This is a genomic window from Shewanella sp. ISTPL2, from assembly GCF_013283205.1.
Classification (GTDB): domain Bacteria; phylum Pseudomonadota; class Gammaproteobacteria; order Enterobacterales; family Shewanellaceae; genus Shewanella; species Shewanella oncorhynchi.
The window spans coordinates 804,504-821,731 of record NZ_JAAPAV010000001.1 but is presented as its reverse complement, the minus strand read 5'-3'; the positions used below and the strand labels follow the sequence as shown (position 1 = coordinate 821,731).

Here is a 17,228-nt window from a genome sequence, read left to right as displayed (position 1 = left end):
CAATTAAGATTATTTAAATTAGGCGCTTGGCGATGACCTACTCTCACATGGGGAGACCCCACACTACCATCGGCGCGTTTGCGTTTCACTTCTGAGTTCGGGATGGGATCAGGTGGTTCCACAAGGCTATTGTCACCAAGCAAATTCTGTTTNGTCCGGGTCCCCTTCGTCTAGAGGCCTAGGACACCGCCCTTTCACGGCGGTAACAGGGGTTCGAATCCCCTAGGGGATACCATCTATATTTTATAGAGAGTGGTTCCTAGCAAATAACTAACGAGTTGTTTGGTAAGAACAAGGCATTTGCTTCCTAGCCTACTGAAGTGAATGTGTTACAAAGCTCGGTTACGAGTTAAATCATAAGTCCGGGTCCCCTTCGTCTAGAGGCCTAGGACACCGCCCTTTCACGGCGGTAACAGGGGTTCGAATCCCCTAGGGGATACCAATTTTAATCAAGGTTTATCGAAACTTTGATTAAAGACAATAAACCACCTCAAGGTGGTTTTTTTGTGTCTGAATTTTGAATATTAAATCGAGATCTCCCCGATTCATTTGCGAGTCATACGCTCCGAGTTATTTGCCGAATTTACCCACCAATTCAAACCACCTAAATAAAAATAAATAATGCTTCGAAAGGCTTACTTAGTGTGGTGAAGTCATTCTGTTCAATCGTGTGATAAGAATTATTTAAGTGTTTTCCTGCTTAACCTTGCGCTAATCCAGAGCTAAAACTCACCTTTCGGATTGTTCAGTGTGTTGGCACTTTGAATGCTGCCACTTTCAATACTGATAAGTTGAATCGTTAATCGCGATTTATCTCTTATTTCCAATCGTTCAACGAGTGAAGTTTGAAGTGAGCCGTTCACACGGTAGCCATTGTAATAGATGAATCGTGTATTACTGCGGTGAATATGAGCGCGAGAAGAGTGAAGCTTTGCGGGAAGAGGGCAGAATTAGGCGGAAACTTATTTGAGATAAAAAAAGCGGCACTCACTGCTGAGTGTCGCTTTTCGTTATTTAACCTTTGGTTTAGTCTACACCTAAGAATCCACCGGTTTGGTGGGCCCATAATTGAGCATAAATCCCGCCTGCGGCGATGAGTTCATGGTGCGTGCCTTGCTCAACGACTCGGCCTTGATCTAATACAATTAACCTGTCCATCGCGGCAATAGTAGAAAGTCGATGGGCAATCGCGATCACTGTCTTGCCTTGCATTAATTCATATAAACTTTCTTGAATGGCGGCTTCGACTTCAGAATCTAGCGCAGATGTGGCTTCATCAAGCAGTAAAATAGGCGCATTTTTTAATAAAACCCGCGCGATGGCGATACGTTGCCTTTGGCCGCCAGAGAGTTTTACGCCACGTTCACCCACTTGGGCATCTAAGCCATGATTACCGTTAGGATCACTGAGTTCCTGAATAAAGTCATAGGCTTGAGCTTGTTTAATCGCGCGATCAAGTTGCTCTTCACTGGCACAGGGATTGCCGTAAAGAATATTCTCGCGAATGGTGCGGTGCAAGAGGGAGGTATCTTGGGTCACCATGCCAATTTGCGAACGCAGTGAATCTTGCATAACCATCTTGATGTCTTGGTCGTCAATATTAATCTGACCTTTTTCAACATCGTAGAATCGCATTAGTAGATTCACTAGGGTCGATTTACCCGCGCCAGAACGCCCTACTAAGCCAACTTTTTCACCTGCTTTAATATTCAGATTCAGATCTTCAATCACGCCAGTCTGCTCACCGTAATGGAAACACACTTGGTTGAAATCAATCTTGCCATGATTGACGACCAGCGCCTTGGCGTTTGGCTCATCTTGGATGATCGTTGTTTTCGATAAGGTGTTCATTCCATCGGTAACCGTGCCGATATTTTCGAATAACGAACTGATTTCCCACATTATCCACTGTGACATGCCGTTTAAGCGCAGTGCTAAACTGACCGCAATGGCGATGGCGCCGACCGTGATTGCGCTATCGGTCCATAGGGCTATCGATACTGCTGCAATACTAAAGGCCAACAGATAGTTGATGATTTGCACACTGACGCTGATGCCCGTCACTAAGCGCATTTGGCGATAAACCGTGTCTAAAAATATCCGCATACTGGATTTGGCGTATTCGGCTTCTTTTTGCGTGTGGGCGAATAGCTTCACTGTGGTGATGTTGGTATAGCTGTCGACGATACGGCCTGTCATGGTTGAGCGCGCATCGGCTTGCTCGGTAGAGACACTTTTTAGTCTAGGCACAAAGTACCATTGCAGACCAACATACAGTGCAAGCCAGACGAGCATAGGTATGACTAAGCGCAGATCAGCGCTGGCAATCATCACCAGCATTGAGGTGAAATACACTAAAATGTATACCAACACATCGAGCAATTTCATCACAGTTTCGCGCACGGCTAAGGATGTTTGCATCACTTTCGTGGCGATTCTACCAGCAAAATCATCTTGATAAAACGATACACTTTGTTTTAGCAAATAACGGTGTGCAAGCCAGCGGATCGACATAGGATAATTGCCGAGCAAGGTTTGATGCATGATAAGCGCATGCAGTAATACCAATATTGGCATCACAATTATCACCATACCTCCCATCAGCATTAAGGTCGTGCCTTCGTCTTGGAATAACGTTTCGGGATTTTTTTTCACAAGCCAATCAACTAATTGGCCCATGAACCCGAACAGTGACACTTCAAGCATGGCCAGCATGGCGGTCAGCACTGACATTAAGATCAGCGGCAGTTCGTAGCCCTTAGTGTAGTGGCGACAAAAAGCATAAACCCCTGTGGGTGGTTTAGTGGGTTCATCATCGGGTAGGGCTTCAACCCAGGATTCAAATCGTTTAAACATGAATTAACTCTATGGTGAGATAAAAAATAGTCGGCTCTAGCATATAGGATTTCATGCCCTAAAAGCATTGAAATGATTGAGTTCCGTTTTCCGCTAGTGCTATATGCTAGTTTTACGTAAAGTAATGAACAAGAAATTAATTGTGAGCGAATATTGTCGGGCGTGATGAAAAATGAGTACAGATAGAGCGTCTGAGAGTGCAAATAAGCGTGATGAAATAGATTCGGTGCATTCGCTGGAGTCCAGTTCGGGGCAACTTTCTGCGTCCATTTGCCGTGAAGCGAGGATGAGCCGTGATCCGCGGTTTGATGGTAAGTTTTTTGTGGGCGTCTTAACAACGGGCATTTATTGCCGAACTGTGTGTCCTGCTGTGGCACCAAAAGAGCAAAATGTGCGTTATTTTGATTCGGCCATTAAAGCCGCGCAGGCGGGATTACGCCCATGTTTACGTTGTCGGCCCGACAGTGCGCCGGGATCGAATCCTTGGAAGGGGACTGGCACAACGTTATCGAGGGCCATTAGCTTAATCGAAGCGGGTGCCTTAGCGGGAAAGTCATCGGGAGAGCCAGCCTCGACAGTAACACAATTGGCTGACCGATTAGGGATCAGCAGTCGTTATCTCAATAAGCTCTTTACCGAAGGTTTTGGCACTTCGCCAAAACAATATGCCTTATATCGGCAGTTACTGTTTGCTAAACAATTATTGCACCAAACCCAATTACCTATCACTCAAGTCGCGATGGCGGCGGGTTTCAACAGTATTCGCAGTTTCAATGAGGCGTTTAAGCAAACCTTGCAATTGACGCCGACCCAGTTAAGAAAGAGTGCATTAACCAAAGCGGCAAAGGAGTCCATGATTGAGCCATCAACAGGATTAGGTGAGATTGATACTATGGGTGAATTTGTGCCTCACTATGGATTAACCTTGTATCAGTATTATCGGCCGCCATTGGATTGGACATCACAGCTGGCGTTTTATCGATTACGTGCAGTAACAGGGATGGAATGGTTCACACCGCAGATGAGTCATCCACAAGCGAGCGATGTCGTTGGCGATGAGGCGTCCGTGGTAGATGAGGCCAAAGCTGGCGATAATGGGCTCGAATATGGTCGCTGTTTTGCCCTAGGTAAGATGCGCGGCACAGTGCACATTATCCATGAGCCTAAGCTAAATCGCTTCAAACTCGCGATAATGTTGACCGAAGATTCCCCTGTCGATGAGCTGCAATTGCTGGTCACTGAAGTGCGACGCATTTTAGATCTCGATGCGGATATGCTGCAGATTGAACAAGGCTTAAGTGCGCTACCAAGTTTAGGATTAACACCGTTTTCGGGATTACGCATTCCCGGTGCAGGCTCCTTATTTGAGGCGGCCTGCCGCGCGATTTTAGGTCAGCAAGTGACGGTAGTGCAGGCGACTAAGCTACTTAATCAATTGGTTGAAGCCTATGGCGAGCGCTTTAATCTCAATGGGTGCGAGTATCGTTTATTTCCTACACCCGAGGCCATTCGTGAGGCGAGTCTAACAGAGCTAAAAATGCCCGGCGCTCGTAAATTAGCTCTCAATGCGCTCGCGGCGTTTATCTGCGATCATCCTGAGGCGAGTGTCGATGATTGGCTCAGCGTTAAGGGCATAGGTCCATGGACGATAGCCTATGCCAAGCTTCGCGGTTTGGGCGATCCCAATGTGTTTTTGCATACCGATTTGATTGTTAAAAAGCATTTGCTGGTCTTGTATGGCAAGACCCATAGGCTGGATGAAGCCGCTGCGGGTGCGGTTAACTACCTGCAGCTGTGCCAGCAACTGAGTCAAGAGATCGCGCCTTGGGGCAGTTATTTAACCTTTCAACTTTGGCATCAATAACGACGTAAAACGATCTAAATTGATAGAGATAAATGTAAGACATAAATAGAGAGATAAATTATGAAGCATGCGATTCGTCAATTGAGCCAAGCGCCGAGTATTGCTGCGTATCAGCCCTGTGCCGTAGATACTTTTATGAGTCCTGCCGGAATATTGCAGTTAAATGCCAATGCCTATGGGCTGAGTCATTTAACGGTTGTCGGCTCGGATCGCACTGAGATTGCGCTTGCTAAGGTGAGTGAGGATGTCCTCAATCAAGCTAAGGCGCATATTAGTGAAACTCAAGTGCAGCTCGCGCGTTATTTTGCAGGTGAACTGATTGAATTTAATGTAAAGCTCGCACCTAAAGGCACTGAATTTCAGCGTGAAGTTTGGCAAGCTTTGCTCAATGTAGATTATGGTCAGAGCTGCAGCTATGGGCAGATTGCCGAGCAAATTGGTCGGCCTAAGGCGGTGCGCGCCGTGGGCGCGGCCAATGGTGCGAATCCGATTGCGATTATCGTGCCTTGCCATAGAGTGATAGGCAAAAATGGCAAGTTAACGGGTTACGCCTATGGGCTTGCGATGAAACAGCAGTTATTAACGCTGGAAACTGCCAAGCATTGCCTCGATATTTAAGCTAGAATAGCCGCCTATTAAGATATTGGTGAGCAGTTAAACTTTCTATGACTCAGGCTTCTTCCTCTGCGGCAAGCTTTGCCCAACTCGGCATTATTGCACCTTTGCTAAATCGATTAACCGAATTAGCGTATGTTTCGCCTACACCAGTACAGGCGGCGACGATCCCCGCTGTGCTTGCGGGGCGCGATGTGTTAGCCGGTGCTAATACGGGCTCGGGTAAAACGGCAGCCTTTGCCGTGCCGCTGTTGCAACAACTTGTTGACGCAAAAACAGAGGATAAGACAGGCGCTTGTGTTCGTTGTTTGGTCTTAGTCCCAACCCGTGAATTAGCACAACAAGTCGCTGACAGCTTTTTATCCTATGCCTCACATCTCAATGGCAAGCTAAAAATTGTGGCTGCGTTTGGCGGTGTGTCGGTGAATGCGCAAATGCAGAGTCTACGCTCTGGTGCCGACGTACTCGTAGCAACGCCGGGTCGTTTGTTAGATCTGTTGTCCAGTAATGCCATCAAACTCAATCGTGTCAGCGCCTTAGTGCTAGATGAAGCTGACCGCATGTTAAGCCTTGGTTTTACTGAAGAATTAGCTCAAGTGCTCGACGCTTTGCCCGTCAAGAAACAAACCTTATTATTCTCTGCGACATTCCCTGAAGAAGTCCGTGAGTTAACGGCAAAACTGCTTAATAATCCACTTGAATATCAATTGCAAAGTGAGCAAGAAAGCACGATTCATCAACGGGTGATTACGGTTAATCGTCCGATGAAAACCGCATTATTGGCGCATCTGATTAAAGAACATCAGTGGTTACAGGCGTTGATCTTCGTGAGTGCTAAAAATACTTGTAATCACTTAGCGCAAAAGCTGTCTAAACGTGGGATCACAGCCGAAGTGTTCCATGGCGATAAAGCCCAAGGTGCGCGTACGCGGGTGCTCGATGGCTTTAAAAATGGTGAGATCAGTGTGTTAATTGCGACCGATATTGCCGCCCGTGGTATCGATATCGATAAACTGCCTGTGGTGATCAACTTTGATTTACCACGAAGCCCTGCAGATTATATGCATCGTATTGGCCGTAGTGGCCGCGCCGGTGAAGCAGGCTTGGCCGTGACCTTGATTTCCCATGAGGATTATCACCACTTTGGCGTGATAGAGAAAAAGAACAAACTTAAGTTAGTGCGTGAGCAAATTGTCGGTTTTGAAGCCGATGATGAAATGCCAGCCGAACTGTTAGAACAAGCTAAACCTGTCGCCAAGCCTGAAGGTATGGGTAAAAAAAAACGTAAACAGTTACCGCCTGCCAATGCTGAATTTTGGGGTAAAAAATCTTAAGTCGTTGGAAACAAGCTATTCTTAGCTTATCTCTGGCGTTCCTTGTCATCTCACTTGTCGTAGGTAAGGTTTATGCAACACTTATTCTGGTTAGTTGAAGGTAAAGTCGCAGGGCGCAGTGGCCCTAATAAAGATCCTTGGGATTTACAAGCGCTCAAAGAGGCCGGTATTGGTGCCATTCTGTCGGTCAATGGGGGCGAGGGCTGCGAGCCGAGTGCGTTTAAGCAGCTTGATTTACGTTACGAATGTATTCCCTTTTCGCGCAATGTGCCGCCCCAAGATGGGGATGTGGCGATTTGTGTCGCTCAGTTGCCCAAGGCACTCGCTTTTATTCAGCAATGTGAAGCCGATGAGCTGCCTGTAGTGATCCATTGTCGCTCTGGCAAGGATCGCACCAGTCTTATCATGGCCTATTACTTGATGGTCAATGGTGCTGCGCCATTACATGCGGTGAGCCAAGTTCGTAATATTCGCGATATCGCTTTTACTGCCGAAGGTTGGGATCAATTTGCCTTTGATGTCTTGTATGCATTACAAGACTAAGCACTTGTCGGCGATTGGCGTCGAACCTATTAATAAATAGGTAATAATAGTTTCATTCGTTTGACCTTAGTCATCAAAATTTTACTGTGTTAAGGTTAAGCTATCCGAAGGTTGTTTTTAGTGAGTTATTTATCTAATTATGAAAAGTAAGGCAAGTCAGTCACAGGGATTACTACTGTTTCGGTTATCACAGACTCAAGTGTTTGCCTTAGGCACGTTGAAAGTGCGTGAGCTGGTGCCGTACACACAGCTAAGCAAAATTCCCCAATCTCATCCGACGATTCTTGGCGCTTCAACGATTCGTGGCCATACGATTCCTATCATAGATATGGCGGCTGCGATTGGCTATCGGCCGATAGCCCCTGAAGAGCGCGAAAAATGCTACATCATCATCACTGACTGTCAGCGGATGATCATTGGCTTTTTAGTGCGTGGTATCGATAAGATTATCGAATGTAATTGGCGCGATATTGAGGCACCTTCTGCCAATTTGGGCAAGAATGCTTACTTGACTGGCGTGACTCGTTTTGAGGACCAGTTAGTACAATTGCTCGATGTTGAGTTATTGCTGTCGAAAATTTTCCCGAATAACCCACAGGCAAATCGGGCAATCTTGACCGATGTGCAGCGTGAGAAACTCAAACCCATGAATATCCTGTTAGTGGATGATTCTAAGGTGGCACGTAAGCAGTTATCCGATGCCCTTGATATGATCAACATCCCTTATCGAGTGACCGCCGACGGTAAAGAAGCCTTAGTCATGATGGAACAAGCGGCACTAGAGCATCATCCCATAGATATTCTGGTGAGTGATATTGAGATGCCGGGACTAGATGGTTACGAACTGGCGTTTGAGGTGCGTGATAATCCACTGACCGCCAAGGCCTACATCATTTTACACACGTCTTTATCCAGCGAAATAAGCGTGAGTCAGGCCCACCAAGTGGGGGCAAATGAAGCGCTGACTAAGTTCGATGCTCACGAGTTGATTGATGCCATGTTGCGTGGTGCCGATTTAGCCATGAAGCAGCGCCAATAAGGCGCTTGTTAGTTTTTTGTATGCTTTTTGCGGGACAAGGGTAATTTAGTTAGCTTATTTCCCCGCAAAACTAGACAAGTCTAGTCACATCCTATAAAAACCTTATTGGCCTCATTTCCGAAGGTGCGCGTTGGGGATCTCAACCGAAATATAATAACGATAGGTTAAACCATGAAACAAGAATCATCATTATTAGCTAAGTTGGCTAATGGCAGTCTCGTATTACAAATCTTATTAGGGATTATCGCTGGTGTGGTGTTAGCGAGTTTTTCACCCGATAGTGCAAAAGATATCGCCTTCTTAGGCAGTTTATTTGTTGGAGCATTAAAAGCGATTGCTCCAATACTGGTATTTATCTTAGTAGCATCGTCGATTGCAAATCAAAAGAAAAATACGCAAACCAATATGCGCCCAATTGTGATCCTGTATTTATTGGGGACCTTTGCCGCGGCGTTAACTGCTGTGATTTTAAGCTCTATCTTCCCCACGACTTTAGTTTTGGTTGCTGGTGTGGAAGGTACAAGTCCTCCACAAGGTATTGGTGAAGTGATCCATACCTTATTATTTAAACTGGTCGATAATCCAGTGAATGCGTTAATGACGGGCAACTATATTGGTATTCTTGCTTGGGGTGTGGGTTTAGGTTTAGCCTTACATCATGCTAGCGATTCGACTAAGCAAGTATTTGCCGACATGAGCCACGGCATTTCGCAAATGGTGCATTTCATTATTCGTTTAGCACCTATTGGTATTTTTGGTTTAGTTGCTGCGACGTTTGCTGAAACCGGTTTTGCCGCAATTGCGGGTTATGCGCAGTTATTGGCTGTGTTATTAGGTGCGATGGCCATTATTGCCTTAATCGTTAATCCTTTAATTGTTTACGTGAAGATTAAACGTAATCCCTATCCGTTGGTATTTCGTTGTTTGCGTGAAAGTGGCGTGACGGCATTTTTTACCCGCTCGAGTGCGGCGAATATTCCGGTGAATATGGCGCTGTGTGAAAAATTAAATCTGCATGAAGACACTTACTCAGTCTCTATTCCGTTAGGTGCCACCATCAATATGGGCGGCGCGGCGATCACTATTACGGTATTGACCTTAGCTGCAGCGCATACCTTGGGCATTCAAGTCGATTTACTCACCGCATTGTTATTGAGCGTTGTCGCCGCTATTTCGGCTTGCGGCGCCTCGGGTGTAGCGGGTGGTTCATTACTGTTGATCCCACTGGCTTGTAGCTTGTTTGGTATTTCTAATGATGTCGCCATGCAAGTGGTCGCTGTCGGCTTTATTATTGGTGTGGTTCAAGATGCAGCCGAAACCGCATTGAACAGCTCTACAGACGTTATCTTTACCGCTGCCGCTTGTGAAGCCGCTGAGAATAAAGCTAAACTGAGTTAACGAGTGCTGTTATTCGTATTGAAAAGTATTATGGAAGCAGTCACTTAGGTGGCTGCTTTTTTTATGGGAGTCGTTATGATCTTTTTTGATTTTAGAGTGCTAGATGCTGCAAAGCCCTGGTATGGGATAAATGACACTGTGATGGGCGGTTTGTCTCGCAGTAAGATGACGGTGTCACCTTTAGGCTATGGTGAGTTTAGTGGCCATGTATCGCTGGCCAATGGCGGCGGGTTTGCTTCAGTGCGTTGTGAGTTTAACCCTATTGATGTCAGTGGGTTTACTGGGATCTATGTCGAACTCGATGGCGACCGACCTAAAGATTATAAAGTGAATTTAAAGGATATCGACACACCACAAAGTACGGTTTATCAAGCGCCTATGCCAGCGCCAAGTCATCAAACGTTTGGTGTGAGTGGCGCTAGAGTCATGAATTGGCAGCGGATAGAAATTCCCTTCAGTGACTTCTTGCCCCAATGTCGGGGTAAACCGATTTCCCGAGTGGCAATGGATTTAAGCCAAGTTTGTAGTCTAGGGTTAGTGATTGGTGCCCAGCAGAGTGGTGATTTTTCTTTGAAAATCAAAGAAATTGGCTACTATTAGCGTTTATAGGTGGTTTCTTATCATGAGTTTTTTGCCCCTAATTGCTTGTCCCTTATTGCTTGCTATTGATGGTGCGGGCATCACTAGGCTTCATTTAAGAAAAAGGATAAGGCCGAGGCACTTATCCTTATGGTGAACCCATCATAATGAGTTTGGCGAAAGCCGCTGCTTAAGCGCCTACAATCCCTAAGGGGTTGGCCGTTTGCCACGCGCCGCGGGTAAAATCTGGGAAGGTGACTGAATTACTGCGGTTATTGACTGAATGTTCACTTAAGATATTCACCACCGACCAAGACGCACCATCGTACACATCCTGATCTAAGGCCTCGCCATTGCGCAGGCAATAAATCATGCGCCATAACATCACAAAATCCATGCCGCCGTGGCCGCCGTTAATCTCAGCTTCTTTGCCTATGCGTTGCCACAGAGGGTGATCATATTTGTCATACCACTTTTGCATGTCCATATCCCACTCGTGGTAACTTTGACCAAAGCCACCATTTTCGACGGCGATACGATTCGGGAAACCCGCAAACACGCCATTTGTCCCTTGGATTAAATTGTGGCGACTGTAAGGTCTTGGGCTCGTCGTGTCATGCTGCACCATGATGGTCCGGCCCTTAACGGTCTTAATCAGACTGGTATTGATATCCCCATTGATGTACTTGAGCTGATTACGCTCATGATCGGCGGGGAATTCACGTTTAGCATAGAGCGCACGGCCAAGAGCGGGCGAACTCATCGAGGTTAGATAATCAAATCTATCACCGCGGTTGATGTTCATATACTGGGAAACTGGTCCTAAACCGTGGGTCGGGTACAAGTTACCGTTGCGCTTGGTATGCCAATAAGTCCGCCATGAGCCCGTCTTATGGTCTATTTCCTTCATCTGCCAACGTAGCTCGTGGATATAAGCGGCTTCACCGTGGAGCAACTCACCAAACACACCTTGGCGTACCATGTTGAGAACCATAAGTTCTTCACGGCCGTAGTTGACGTTCTCCATCATCATGCAGTTTTTCTGAGTGCGTTCAGCGGTATCCACAATTTGCCAGCATTCCTCTACTGTGAGTGCTAACGGTACTTCGACAAAGGCATGTTTACCGCTTTCCATCGTCTCTATCGCCATAGGCGCGTGCCATTCCCATGGAGTAGAAATGATCACAATATCAATATCATCGCGGCTTAAGAGATCGCGATAGCTCAGGTCATTACCTGTATAGACAGCCGGTTTTGGCCGATTCTGTTTAACGATATGATCCACGGCTCTGTCCAGCACCGCTAGGTGAGTATCACAAATAGCTTTAAGTTCAACGCCTTCTAAATGACAGAATTGCTCGACATGGCTAAAGCCACGCTCGCCAACACCGATAAAGCCAACTCGAACCACGTCCATCTTGGGTGCTATGAGTCCGATAACGGATTTACCCGCTTGCGGTTTAGGGGCAACACTACTGGCGTAGGCGTTGAGGGCAATATTGGCTGTGACGAGTCCGGCGGTAGCGGCACCCGCTGCCTTAAGAAAATGACGACGATGAATGTTATGCATAGCGCTTCCTGCTTTATTTTTGTTTTGTAGGGATATTGAAATATCACTTGGTCTTATTTGTGCGGTAATTCACTTATGGGTTATATCAGAAACCCTATTAAAATTGGCAATAAAAGATGTAACAAACCTCATTCATCTAGGAGGATAAGTCTTTTAGCTGCCTTTACTTTAGCGATAAGTAAATAGTGATAAAGATCGCGTTTTTATTTTTAGATTGAGCTACACTGCCGATTAATTAGTCAAAGGTATTTATCTTTTATATTTTAAATATTTAGCAAATTTAAATTAACCAAAAAATTACATTTGACGGGCGATTTGAAGTAATTTGCTGCTGTGGGGAGTAAAGAGTTAAATGGGTTCTATGCTTAATGTACTACCACAACTGACATTCACTTTAGGTGATTGGGTATTGCATAAGGATATCAGGATGTCTGGGATTGAAAAACGCCGTCGCCTTCATTGGCGGGAGACAGATATGCAAAATCGTGAAATTATAGGTCGTTGGTTAGATGGGCGTCCTTTATTGGGTGACAAAATTACCCTCTATAAAGAAGACGATAAATATTTTTTAGAAACTTGGTTTAGCGATGGCTGCCATAGTTTAGATGAAGTCTATATGACGCAAACTCCTGAGGGCCATAAGCTGGAAGATGTTGGCGGCAATTTCTTTGGTGAATTTTTTATCGTGACATCGTCGCAGCAATTACAATTTTGTAATGAGCAGGGCTGTTATTTCCAAGCAGAAAAATTAGCGGCTGATGTCGATTTTGGTCAAGGTATACGCGTCGCTTAAACGACGACAGTCGAATCTGTAAATAACTAAGGTCGCACGATAGCTAAGAGCTAAGTCGCGACCTTTTGCTTTTATGGAATTGTAGCGAGTGGCTTAAGTTATTCAGTAAATGGATGTTTACTGCTAAAAAACAGCGGTTTACCCGAATAGGGATGGGTCAAACTTAAGCTTTGTGCATGTAAACATAAACGCGGTTTGGCCTTGATAACCTCGGCATCACCATAAAACTCATCACCCAAAATCGCATGGCCTAGGGCAAGCATATGCACACGCAATTGATGGGTGCGGCCTGTTTCTGGCGAAAGCTCGACTAAGGTGCTGTTTTCTCGGCGCTCTAATACACGGTAGTGAGTGAGGGCGCTTTTGCCGCCAGTCTCTCCCGCCTGTAGCGTTTTTTGATAGGGCGGATGTTCAGTGTCTGGCACTATCGCGAGGTCAATAATCCCCTGATCTTGCAGCACATGTCCCATCACTTCGGCAATATAGACTTTCTTACTCTGTCTATCTTGAAACTGTGTTTTTAAATGCGACTCCGCTTTTTTATTACGGGCGAACACCATAATGCCCGAGGTCGCGCAGTCGAGCCTATGCACTAAAATCGTTTCTGGATAAAGGGCTTGTAAGCGGGTTAACGCGCAATCGAAGGTGTGAGCCGCTCGACCCGGATTAGATAATAATCCCGAAGGTTTATTGATGATAATCAGATCTCTATCTTTATAGCGTATGTCTAGCCAAGGAACAGCTGGGGGTTGGTAATCAAATATCTGCATCTTGTCCTCATTTTTGCGCGGCCATACTAGCAAAATTTACGCAGGCACACAGCATAATCTCATGCTTGCTTATTCTTAGAGGGGGGAGGGCAAATATTCTGCAGGCGTCTTACGGCTCCAAATACGGGTATAAGCCATTAGTTGCGGATAAAAAGTGCGGAACGCGGTTTCGATTTCTATCTGCATTTTATTGACGACTTTATGGGCATCTTTAAACAGTGCGGCTTGCGGATGCTGTTTGGCCACTTGTGCTAAGGCTTGTTGTAATCCTTTTTCGGTGGTGTAGCTGCCTAGCCAATCGGCGCTGCGCATTGTGGGCAAGAGTGTAAATAATGCCTCTGGATGGTATGGATCAACACCTTGCGTGGCGAAAGCATCTAGCGCGTCATAGGCCTTGCTGCTGAATTCATCCAAGGGTTGGTGGTGATATTCTTCCCAATAGTAAGCTAAATAGTGATCGAAACTCACCGCCATGAGTTCTGCTGCTATGCTTCTTAAGGGCGCAGGGAAAGCTTCCATTAATTCAATGGTCAATTCATGGCTGGCGCAAAGGGTATTAATCTCTTGGTTTAGCCATAAAGCTTGGCGTAACTCAATTGGAGCTTGTGCAATTGGCGCTTGAATATAGTTACCTGCTACGTTGGTAGCAAGGTGGGTTTTACTGATGTCGGCGAGATGTAAGTGTGTAAGAAAGTTCATTATTTGTGCTTGGTTAACCACGTCGGTTCACGGTATCATGCACAAGCGCGCTTAGGAAAGCGCCGAAGCTAAAAATGCAGTATTTTTTCACTTTTTATTGATAATAACATTTGATCCGCCGTGAATAATTATGGCTGACTTAAACGTTGACATAGTATTCGATAAGGGAAAGTGAAATAAAATCAATAACCTTTTTTAGGATCATGGATGATGTGGAACTGGTTCACCAAAATGCTTGGTAAAGACGAGCAGCAGAAGCGCAAAAAAGTGCTAATAGAAATCCCCTTTGAACAACACCGTTTCAGCATGGATGACTTTAGTCGCTCGCGGCTAAAATTCGATGCCGATGGCAATCTGCCCCAAGATGGCATCAATCCAGTGGAACCCGAGCAAGAAGTGGACACTGGCAATAAGTAATCTTGATCTTATTGGCCTCTAACCATAGACTAGCCGCCGTTCTAAGCTATCTAGAGGCCAATATGCGCGTTGCAGACTTTTCTTTCGATCTTCCCGATGAGCTGATCGCTCGTTATCCTATGGCGCAGCGTAACGCATCCCGTCTGTTAACCTTAGACGGCAACTCTGGCGCGTTAGGCGACAAACAGTTTACCGATTTGCTGGGGATGATTAATTCCGGCGATTTAATGGTGTTCAACAATACCCGAGTGATCCCCGCGCGCATGTTTGGTCAAAAGGCCAGTGGCGGTAAGTTAGAAATTTTAGTCGAGCGTATGCTCGATGATAAGCGTATCCTCGCCCACGTTCGCAGCTCTAAATCCCCGAAAGTCGATTCGTTCATTCTGCTCGACGGTGGCTATCAGATGAAGATGGTTGCCCGTCACGATACCTTGTTTGAACTTGAGTTGTTATCCGAGTTAACCATCTTAGAAGTGCTTGAAGCAGTAGGGCACATGCCTTTGCCTCCTTATATCGATAGACCCGATGAAGATGCCGACAAAGAGCGCTATCAAACTGTGTATAACCAAAACCCTGGTGCAGTTGCGGCGCCAACGGCGGGTTTGCATTTTGACGATGCCATGCTCGATGCATTAAAAGCCAAGGGCGTGAATGTCGCGTTTGTGACCTTGCATGTGGGCGCGGGAACATTTCAGCCAGTGCGTGTCGATACTATTCTTGAACACAAGATGCATTCCGAGTGGGCTAATGTACCGCAGGACGTGGTTGATTTAATCGCGCAAACCAAAGCTGCGGGTAAACGTGTGGTGGCCGTAGGGACGACGTCAGTGCGCTCTTTAGAAAGTGCGGCACGCGCAAGCCTTGGCGAGCTCAAAGCTTTTAGCGGCGATACCGATATCTTTATTTACCCAGGTTATGAATTCCAAGTGGTCGATGCTATGGTGACAAATTTTCATCTACCTGAATCAACTTTGATCATGCTAGTGAGTGCTTTTGCTGGTTTTGATCATGTTATGGCGGCGTATCAACATGCTATCACGCAAAAATATCGCTTCTTTAGCTATGGCGATGCGATGTTTGTGACGAAAAAAGCCCACTAGACCAAGATTTTGTTTTAAAATAGCCGCCCAAAGTGAGATGGTGCGGCAATTTTTTTCGTTAAAAGATTGAACCTTTTAACGCTGTCCCCATCTCTATTGTTAATCAAAATGGCATTAGCCATTAAAAATGTAGTCAGACTGTTTATCTGGCGAGGTGAATTATGAAATTTGAATTAGACACTACCGACGGGCGTGCGCGCCGTGGTCGGTTAATTTTTGATCGTGGCACAGTAGAAACCCCCGCTTTTATGCCGGTAGGAACCTACGGCACAGTGAAAGGCATGACACCGGAAGAAGTACGTGCCACTGGCGCGGATATTTTGCTCGGTAACACTTTCCATTTATGGTTGCGCCCAGGCGAAGAGATCATGCGTAAGCACGGTGACTTGCATGACTTTATGAACTGGCAGCGTCCTATTTTAACTGACTCGGGCGGTTTCCAAGTGTTTAGTCTTGGCGATATCCGTAAGATCACCGAAGAAGGTGTGCATTTCCGTTCGCCCATTAATGGTGAAAAAATCTTCTTAGATCCTGAAAAATCAATGCAAATTCAAGATGCATTGGGCAGTGATGTGGTGATGATTTTTGACGAATGTACCCCGTATCCTGCCACTGAAGATGAAGCGCGCAAGTCAATGCAGATGTCTTTGCGTTGGGCAAGACGTTCGCGTGATGAATTTGACCGTTTAGAGAACCCTAACTCACTCTTCGGTATTATTCAGGGCGGTGTGTATGAAGATTTACGCGACGAAAGCTTAAAAGGCTTAGTCGATATTGGTTTCGACGGTTATGCCGTCGGTGGTTTGGCCGTAGGAGAGCCTAAAGCAGATATGCATCGCATTCTTGAGCATATTTGCCCGCAAATTCCTGCAGACAAACCTCGCTATCTGATGGGGGTCGGTAAACCAGAAGATTTAGTTGAAGGTGTACGTCGTGGTGTTGACATGTTTGACTGTGTGATGCCAACCCGTAATGCCCGCAACGGTCATCTGTTTACGAGTGAAGGTGTGATCAAAATACGCAATGCGCGTCATAGAGATGACACGTCACCACTTGATACTAAGTGTGATTGTTATACCTGTAAAAATTATTCACGGGCGTATCTTTACCACTTAGATCGTTGTAATGAGATTCTGGGTGCGCGTTTAAACACCATTCACAACTTGAGATACTATCAAATGTTAATGGAAGGTTTGCGCGGTGCGATTGAGACGGGTACATTAGACGCCTTTGTGGCGGACTTCTATACCAGTCAAGGTCGCGAAGTACCAGAGTTAGTCGATTGATTTTTTTGCTAATAAGAAGAGAAAAACTATGTTTATTTCAAATGCATATGCAAGCGCTGCCGGCGCACCACAAGGTGGCGGCACGATGGAACTGATTTTCATGCTGGCGATTTTCGGCCTGATTTTCTATTTCATGATTTTCCGTCCGCAATCAAAACGCGTTAAAGAGCACAAAAATCTGATGTCTTCATTAGGCAAAGGCGATGAAGTGTTAACCAGTGGTGGGATTTTAGGCAAGATTGCAAAAATCAGCGACGAAAGCGATTACGTGTTACTGAGCTTGAACGACACAACACAAATCACGATCAAAAAAGACTATATTGCAGCTGTATTGCCTAAGGGCTCTATCCAGTCGTTGTAAGCCA

16 protein-coding genes, 2 tRNA genes and 1 rRNA gene are annotated in these 17,228 nt (G+C 45.8%); 14 read left to right on the top strand and 5 right to left on the bottom strand.

Annotation, left to right across the window (positions count from 1 at the left end; all coding sequences use genetic code 11):
• Positions 1-24: 24 nt before the first annotated feature.
• Positions 25-140 (bottom strand): 5S ribosomal RNA (gene rrf / locus HUB64_RS03710).
• Positions 141-159: 19 nt separating this feature from the next.
• On the opposite strand from rrf, the gene HUB64_RS03705 reads away from it, so the two are divergent.
• Together HUB64_RS03705 and HUB64_RS03700 are read left to right on the top strand one after the other, a co-directional pair.
• A tRNA-Glu gene (locus HUB64_RS03705) sits at positions 160-235 on the top strand.
• Positions 236-366: 131 nt separating this feature from the next.
• Positions 367-442, top strand: a tRNA-Glu gene (locus HUB64_RS03700).
• Positions 443-1,026: 584 nt separating this feature from the next.
• Here the strand turns inward: HUB64_RS03700 and HUB64_RS03695 are convergent.
• A complete protein-coding gene (locus HUB64_RS03695) occupies positions 1,027-2,856 on the bottom strand; it encodes an ABC transporter ATP-binding protein (protein WP_173496409.1) in 1,830 nt (609 codons plus the stop codon).
• A 172-nt stretch (positions 2,857-3,028) separates the two neighbouring features.
• Here HUB64_RS03695 and HUB64_RS03690 point away from each other — a divergent pair, with 172 nt between their 5' ends.
• The 7 genes from HUB64_RS03690 to HUB64_RS03660 all read left to right on the top strand — a co-directional run bounded on the left by HUB64_RS03690 (position 3,029) and on the right by HUB64_RS03660 (position 10,249).
• Positions 3,029-4,720, top strand: coding sequence for a DNA-3-methyladenine glycosylase 2 family protein (locus HUB64_RS03690; RefSeq protein ID WP_113941007.1), 1,692 nt, complete (start codon positions 3,029-3,031; stop codon positions 4,718-4,720).
• Between the two features lie 60 nt (positions 4,721-4,780).
• Complete coding sequence (locus HUB64_RS03685; RefSeq protein WP_014610850.1) at positions 4,781-5,338, top strand: methylated-DNA--[protein]-cysteine S-methyltransferase; 558 nt, start codon at positions 4,781-4,783, stop codon at positions 5,336-5,338.
• Between the two features lie 47 nt (positions 5,339-5,385).
• Positions 5,386-6,669 carry a DEAD/DEAH box helicase gene (locus HUB64_RS03680; RefSeq protein WP_173496408.1) on the top strand — a complete coding sequence of 428 codons (1,284 nt, stop codon included), beginning with the start codon at positions 5,386-5,388 and terminating at the stop codon, positions 6,667-6,669.
• A 72-nt stretch (positions 6,670-6,741) separates the two neighbouring features.
• Complete coding sequence (locus tag HUB64_RS03675; RefSeq protein ID WP_028761083.1) at positions 6,742-7,212, top strand: dual specificity protein phosphatase family protein; 471 nt, start codon at positions 6,742-6,744, stop codon at positions 7,210-7,212.
• 139 nt (positions 7,213-7,351) lie between these two features.
• The gene (locus tag HUB64_RS03670; RefSeq protein ID WP_028761082.1) at positions 7,352-8,251 is read left to right on the top strand and encodes a chemotaxis protein CheV; all 900 of its coding nucleotides are present in this window, start codon (positions 7,352-7,354) and stop codon (positions 8,249-8,251) included.
• A gap of 171 nt (positions 8,252-8,422) precedes the next feature.
• A complete protein-coding gene (gene sstT, locus HUB64_RS03665) occupies positions 8,423-9,649 on the top strand; it encodes a serine/threonine transporter SstT (RefSeq protein ID WP_113941009.1) in 1,227 nt (408 codons plus the stop codon).
• A gap of 75 nt (positions 9,650-9,724) precedes the next feature.
• Complete coding sequence (locus tag HUB64_RS03660) at positions 9,725-10,249, top strand: CIA30 family protein (RefSeq protein ID WP_173243988.1); 525 nt, start codon at positions 9,725-9,727, stop codon at positions 10,247-10,249.
• 169 nt (positions 10,250-10,418) lie between these two features.
• On the opposite strand, the gene HUB64_RS03655 is transcribed toward HUB64_RS03660, so the two are convergent.
• Positions 10,419-11,798 (bottom strand): Gfo/Idh/MocA family oxidoreductase, encoded by a 1,380-nt coding sequence (locus tag HUB64_RS03655; RefSeq protein ID WP_168824295.1) that lies wholly within the window; start codon positions 11,796-11,798, stop codon positions 10,419-10,421.
• A gap of 352 nt (positions 11,799-12,150) precedes the next feature.
• On the opposite strand from HUB64_RS03655, the gene HUB64_RS03650 reads away from it, so the two are divergent.
• Positions 12,151-12,591, top strand: coding sequence for a hypothetical protein (locus tag HUB64_RS03650; RefSeq protein ID WP_131523165.1), 441 nt, complete (start codon positions 12,151-12,153; stop codon positions 12,589-12,591).
• Between the two features lie 98 nt (positions 12,592-12,689).
• Here HUB64_RS03650 and HUB64_RS03645 read toward each other — a convergent pair whose 3' ends face one another.
• Together HUB64_RS03645 and HUB64_RS03640 are read right to left on the bottom strand one after the other, a co-directional pair.
• Positions 12,690-13,361 carry an RluA family pseudouridine synthase gene (locus HUB64_RS03645; protein ID WP_028761077.1) on the bottom strand — a complete coding sequence of 224 codons (672 nt, stop codon included), beginning with the start codon at positions 13,359-13,361 and terminating at the stop codon, positions 12,690-12,692.
• Positions 13,362-13,436: 75 nt separating this feature from the next.
• Positions 13,437-14,060: an ACP phosphodiesterase gene (locus HUB64_RS03640; RefSeq protein ID WP_173496407.1), complete on the bottom strand. Its 624-nt coding sequence runs from the start codon at positions 14,058-14,060 to the stop codon at positions 13,437-13,439.
• 207 nt (positions 14,061-14,267) lie between these two features.
• On the opposite strand from HUB64_RS03640, the gene HUB64_RS03635 reads away from it, so the two are divergent.
• From HUB64_RS03635 to yajC, 4 genes are all read left to right on the top strand, one after another.
• Complete coding sequence (locus HUB64_RS03635; protein WP_131523167.1) at positions 14,268-14,477, top strand: hypothetical protein; 210 nt, start codon at positions 14,268-14,270, stop codon at positions 14,475-14,477.
• A gap of 62 nt (positions 14,478-14,539) precedes the next feature.
• Positions 14,540-15,577, top strand: a complete 1,038-nt coding sequence (gene queA, locus HUB64_RS03630) for a tRNA preQ1(34) S-adenosylmethionine ribosyltransferase-isomerase QueA (RefSeq protein WP_173496406.1) — start codon at positions 14,540-14,542, stop codon at positions 15,575-15,577.
• A gap of 161 nt (positions 15,578-15,738) precedes the next feature.
• Entirely contained in the window at positions 15,739-16,863 is a 1,125-nt protein-coding gene (tgt, locus tag HUB64_RS03625; protein ID WP_006082277.1) for a tRNA guanosine(34) transglycosylase Tgt, read from the top strand.
• A 28-nt stretch (positions 16,864-16,891) separates the two neighbouring features.
• Positions 16,892-17,224, top strand: a complete 333-nt coding sequence (yajC, locus tag HUB64_RS03620) for a preprotein translocase subunit YajC (RefSeq protein ID WP_007649452.1) — start codon at positions 16,892-16,894, stop codon at positions 17,222-17,224.
• The last annotated feature ends 4 nt before the right edge of the window (positions 17,225-17,228 follow it).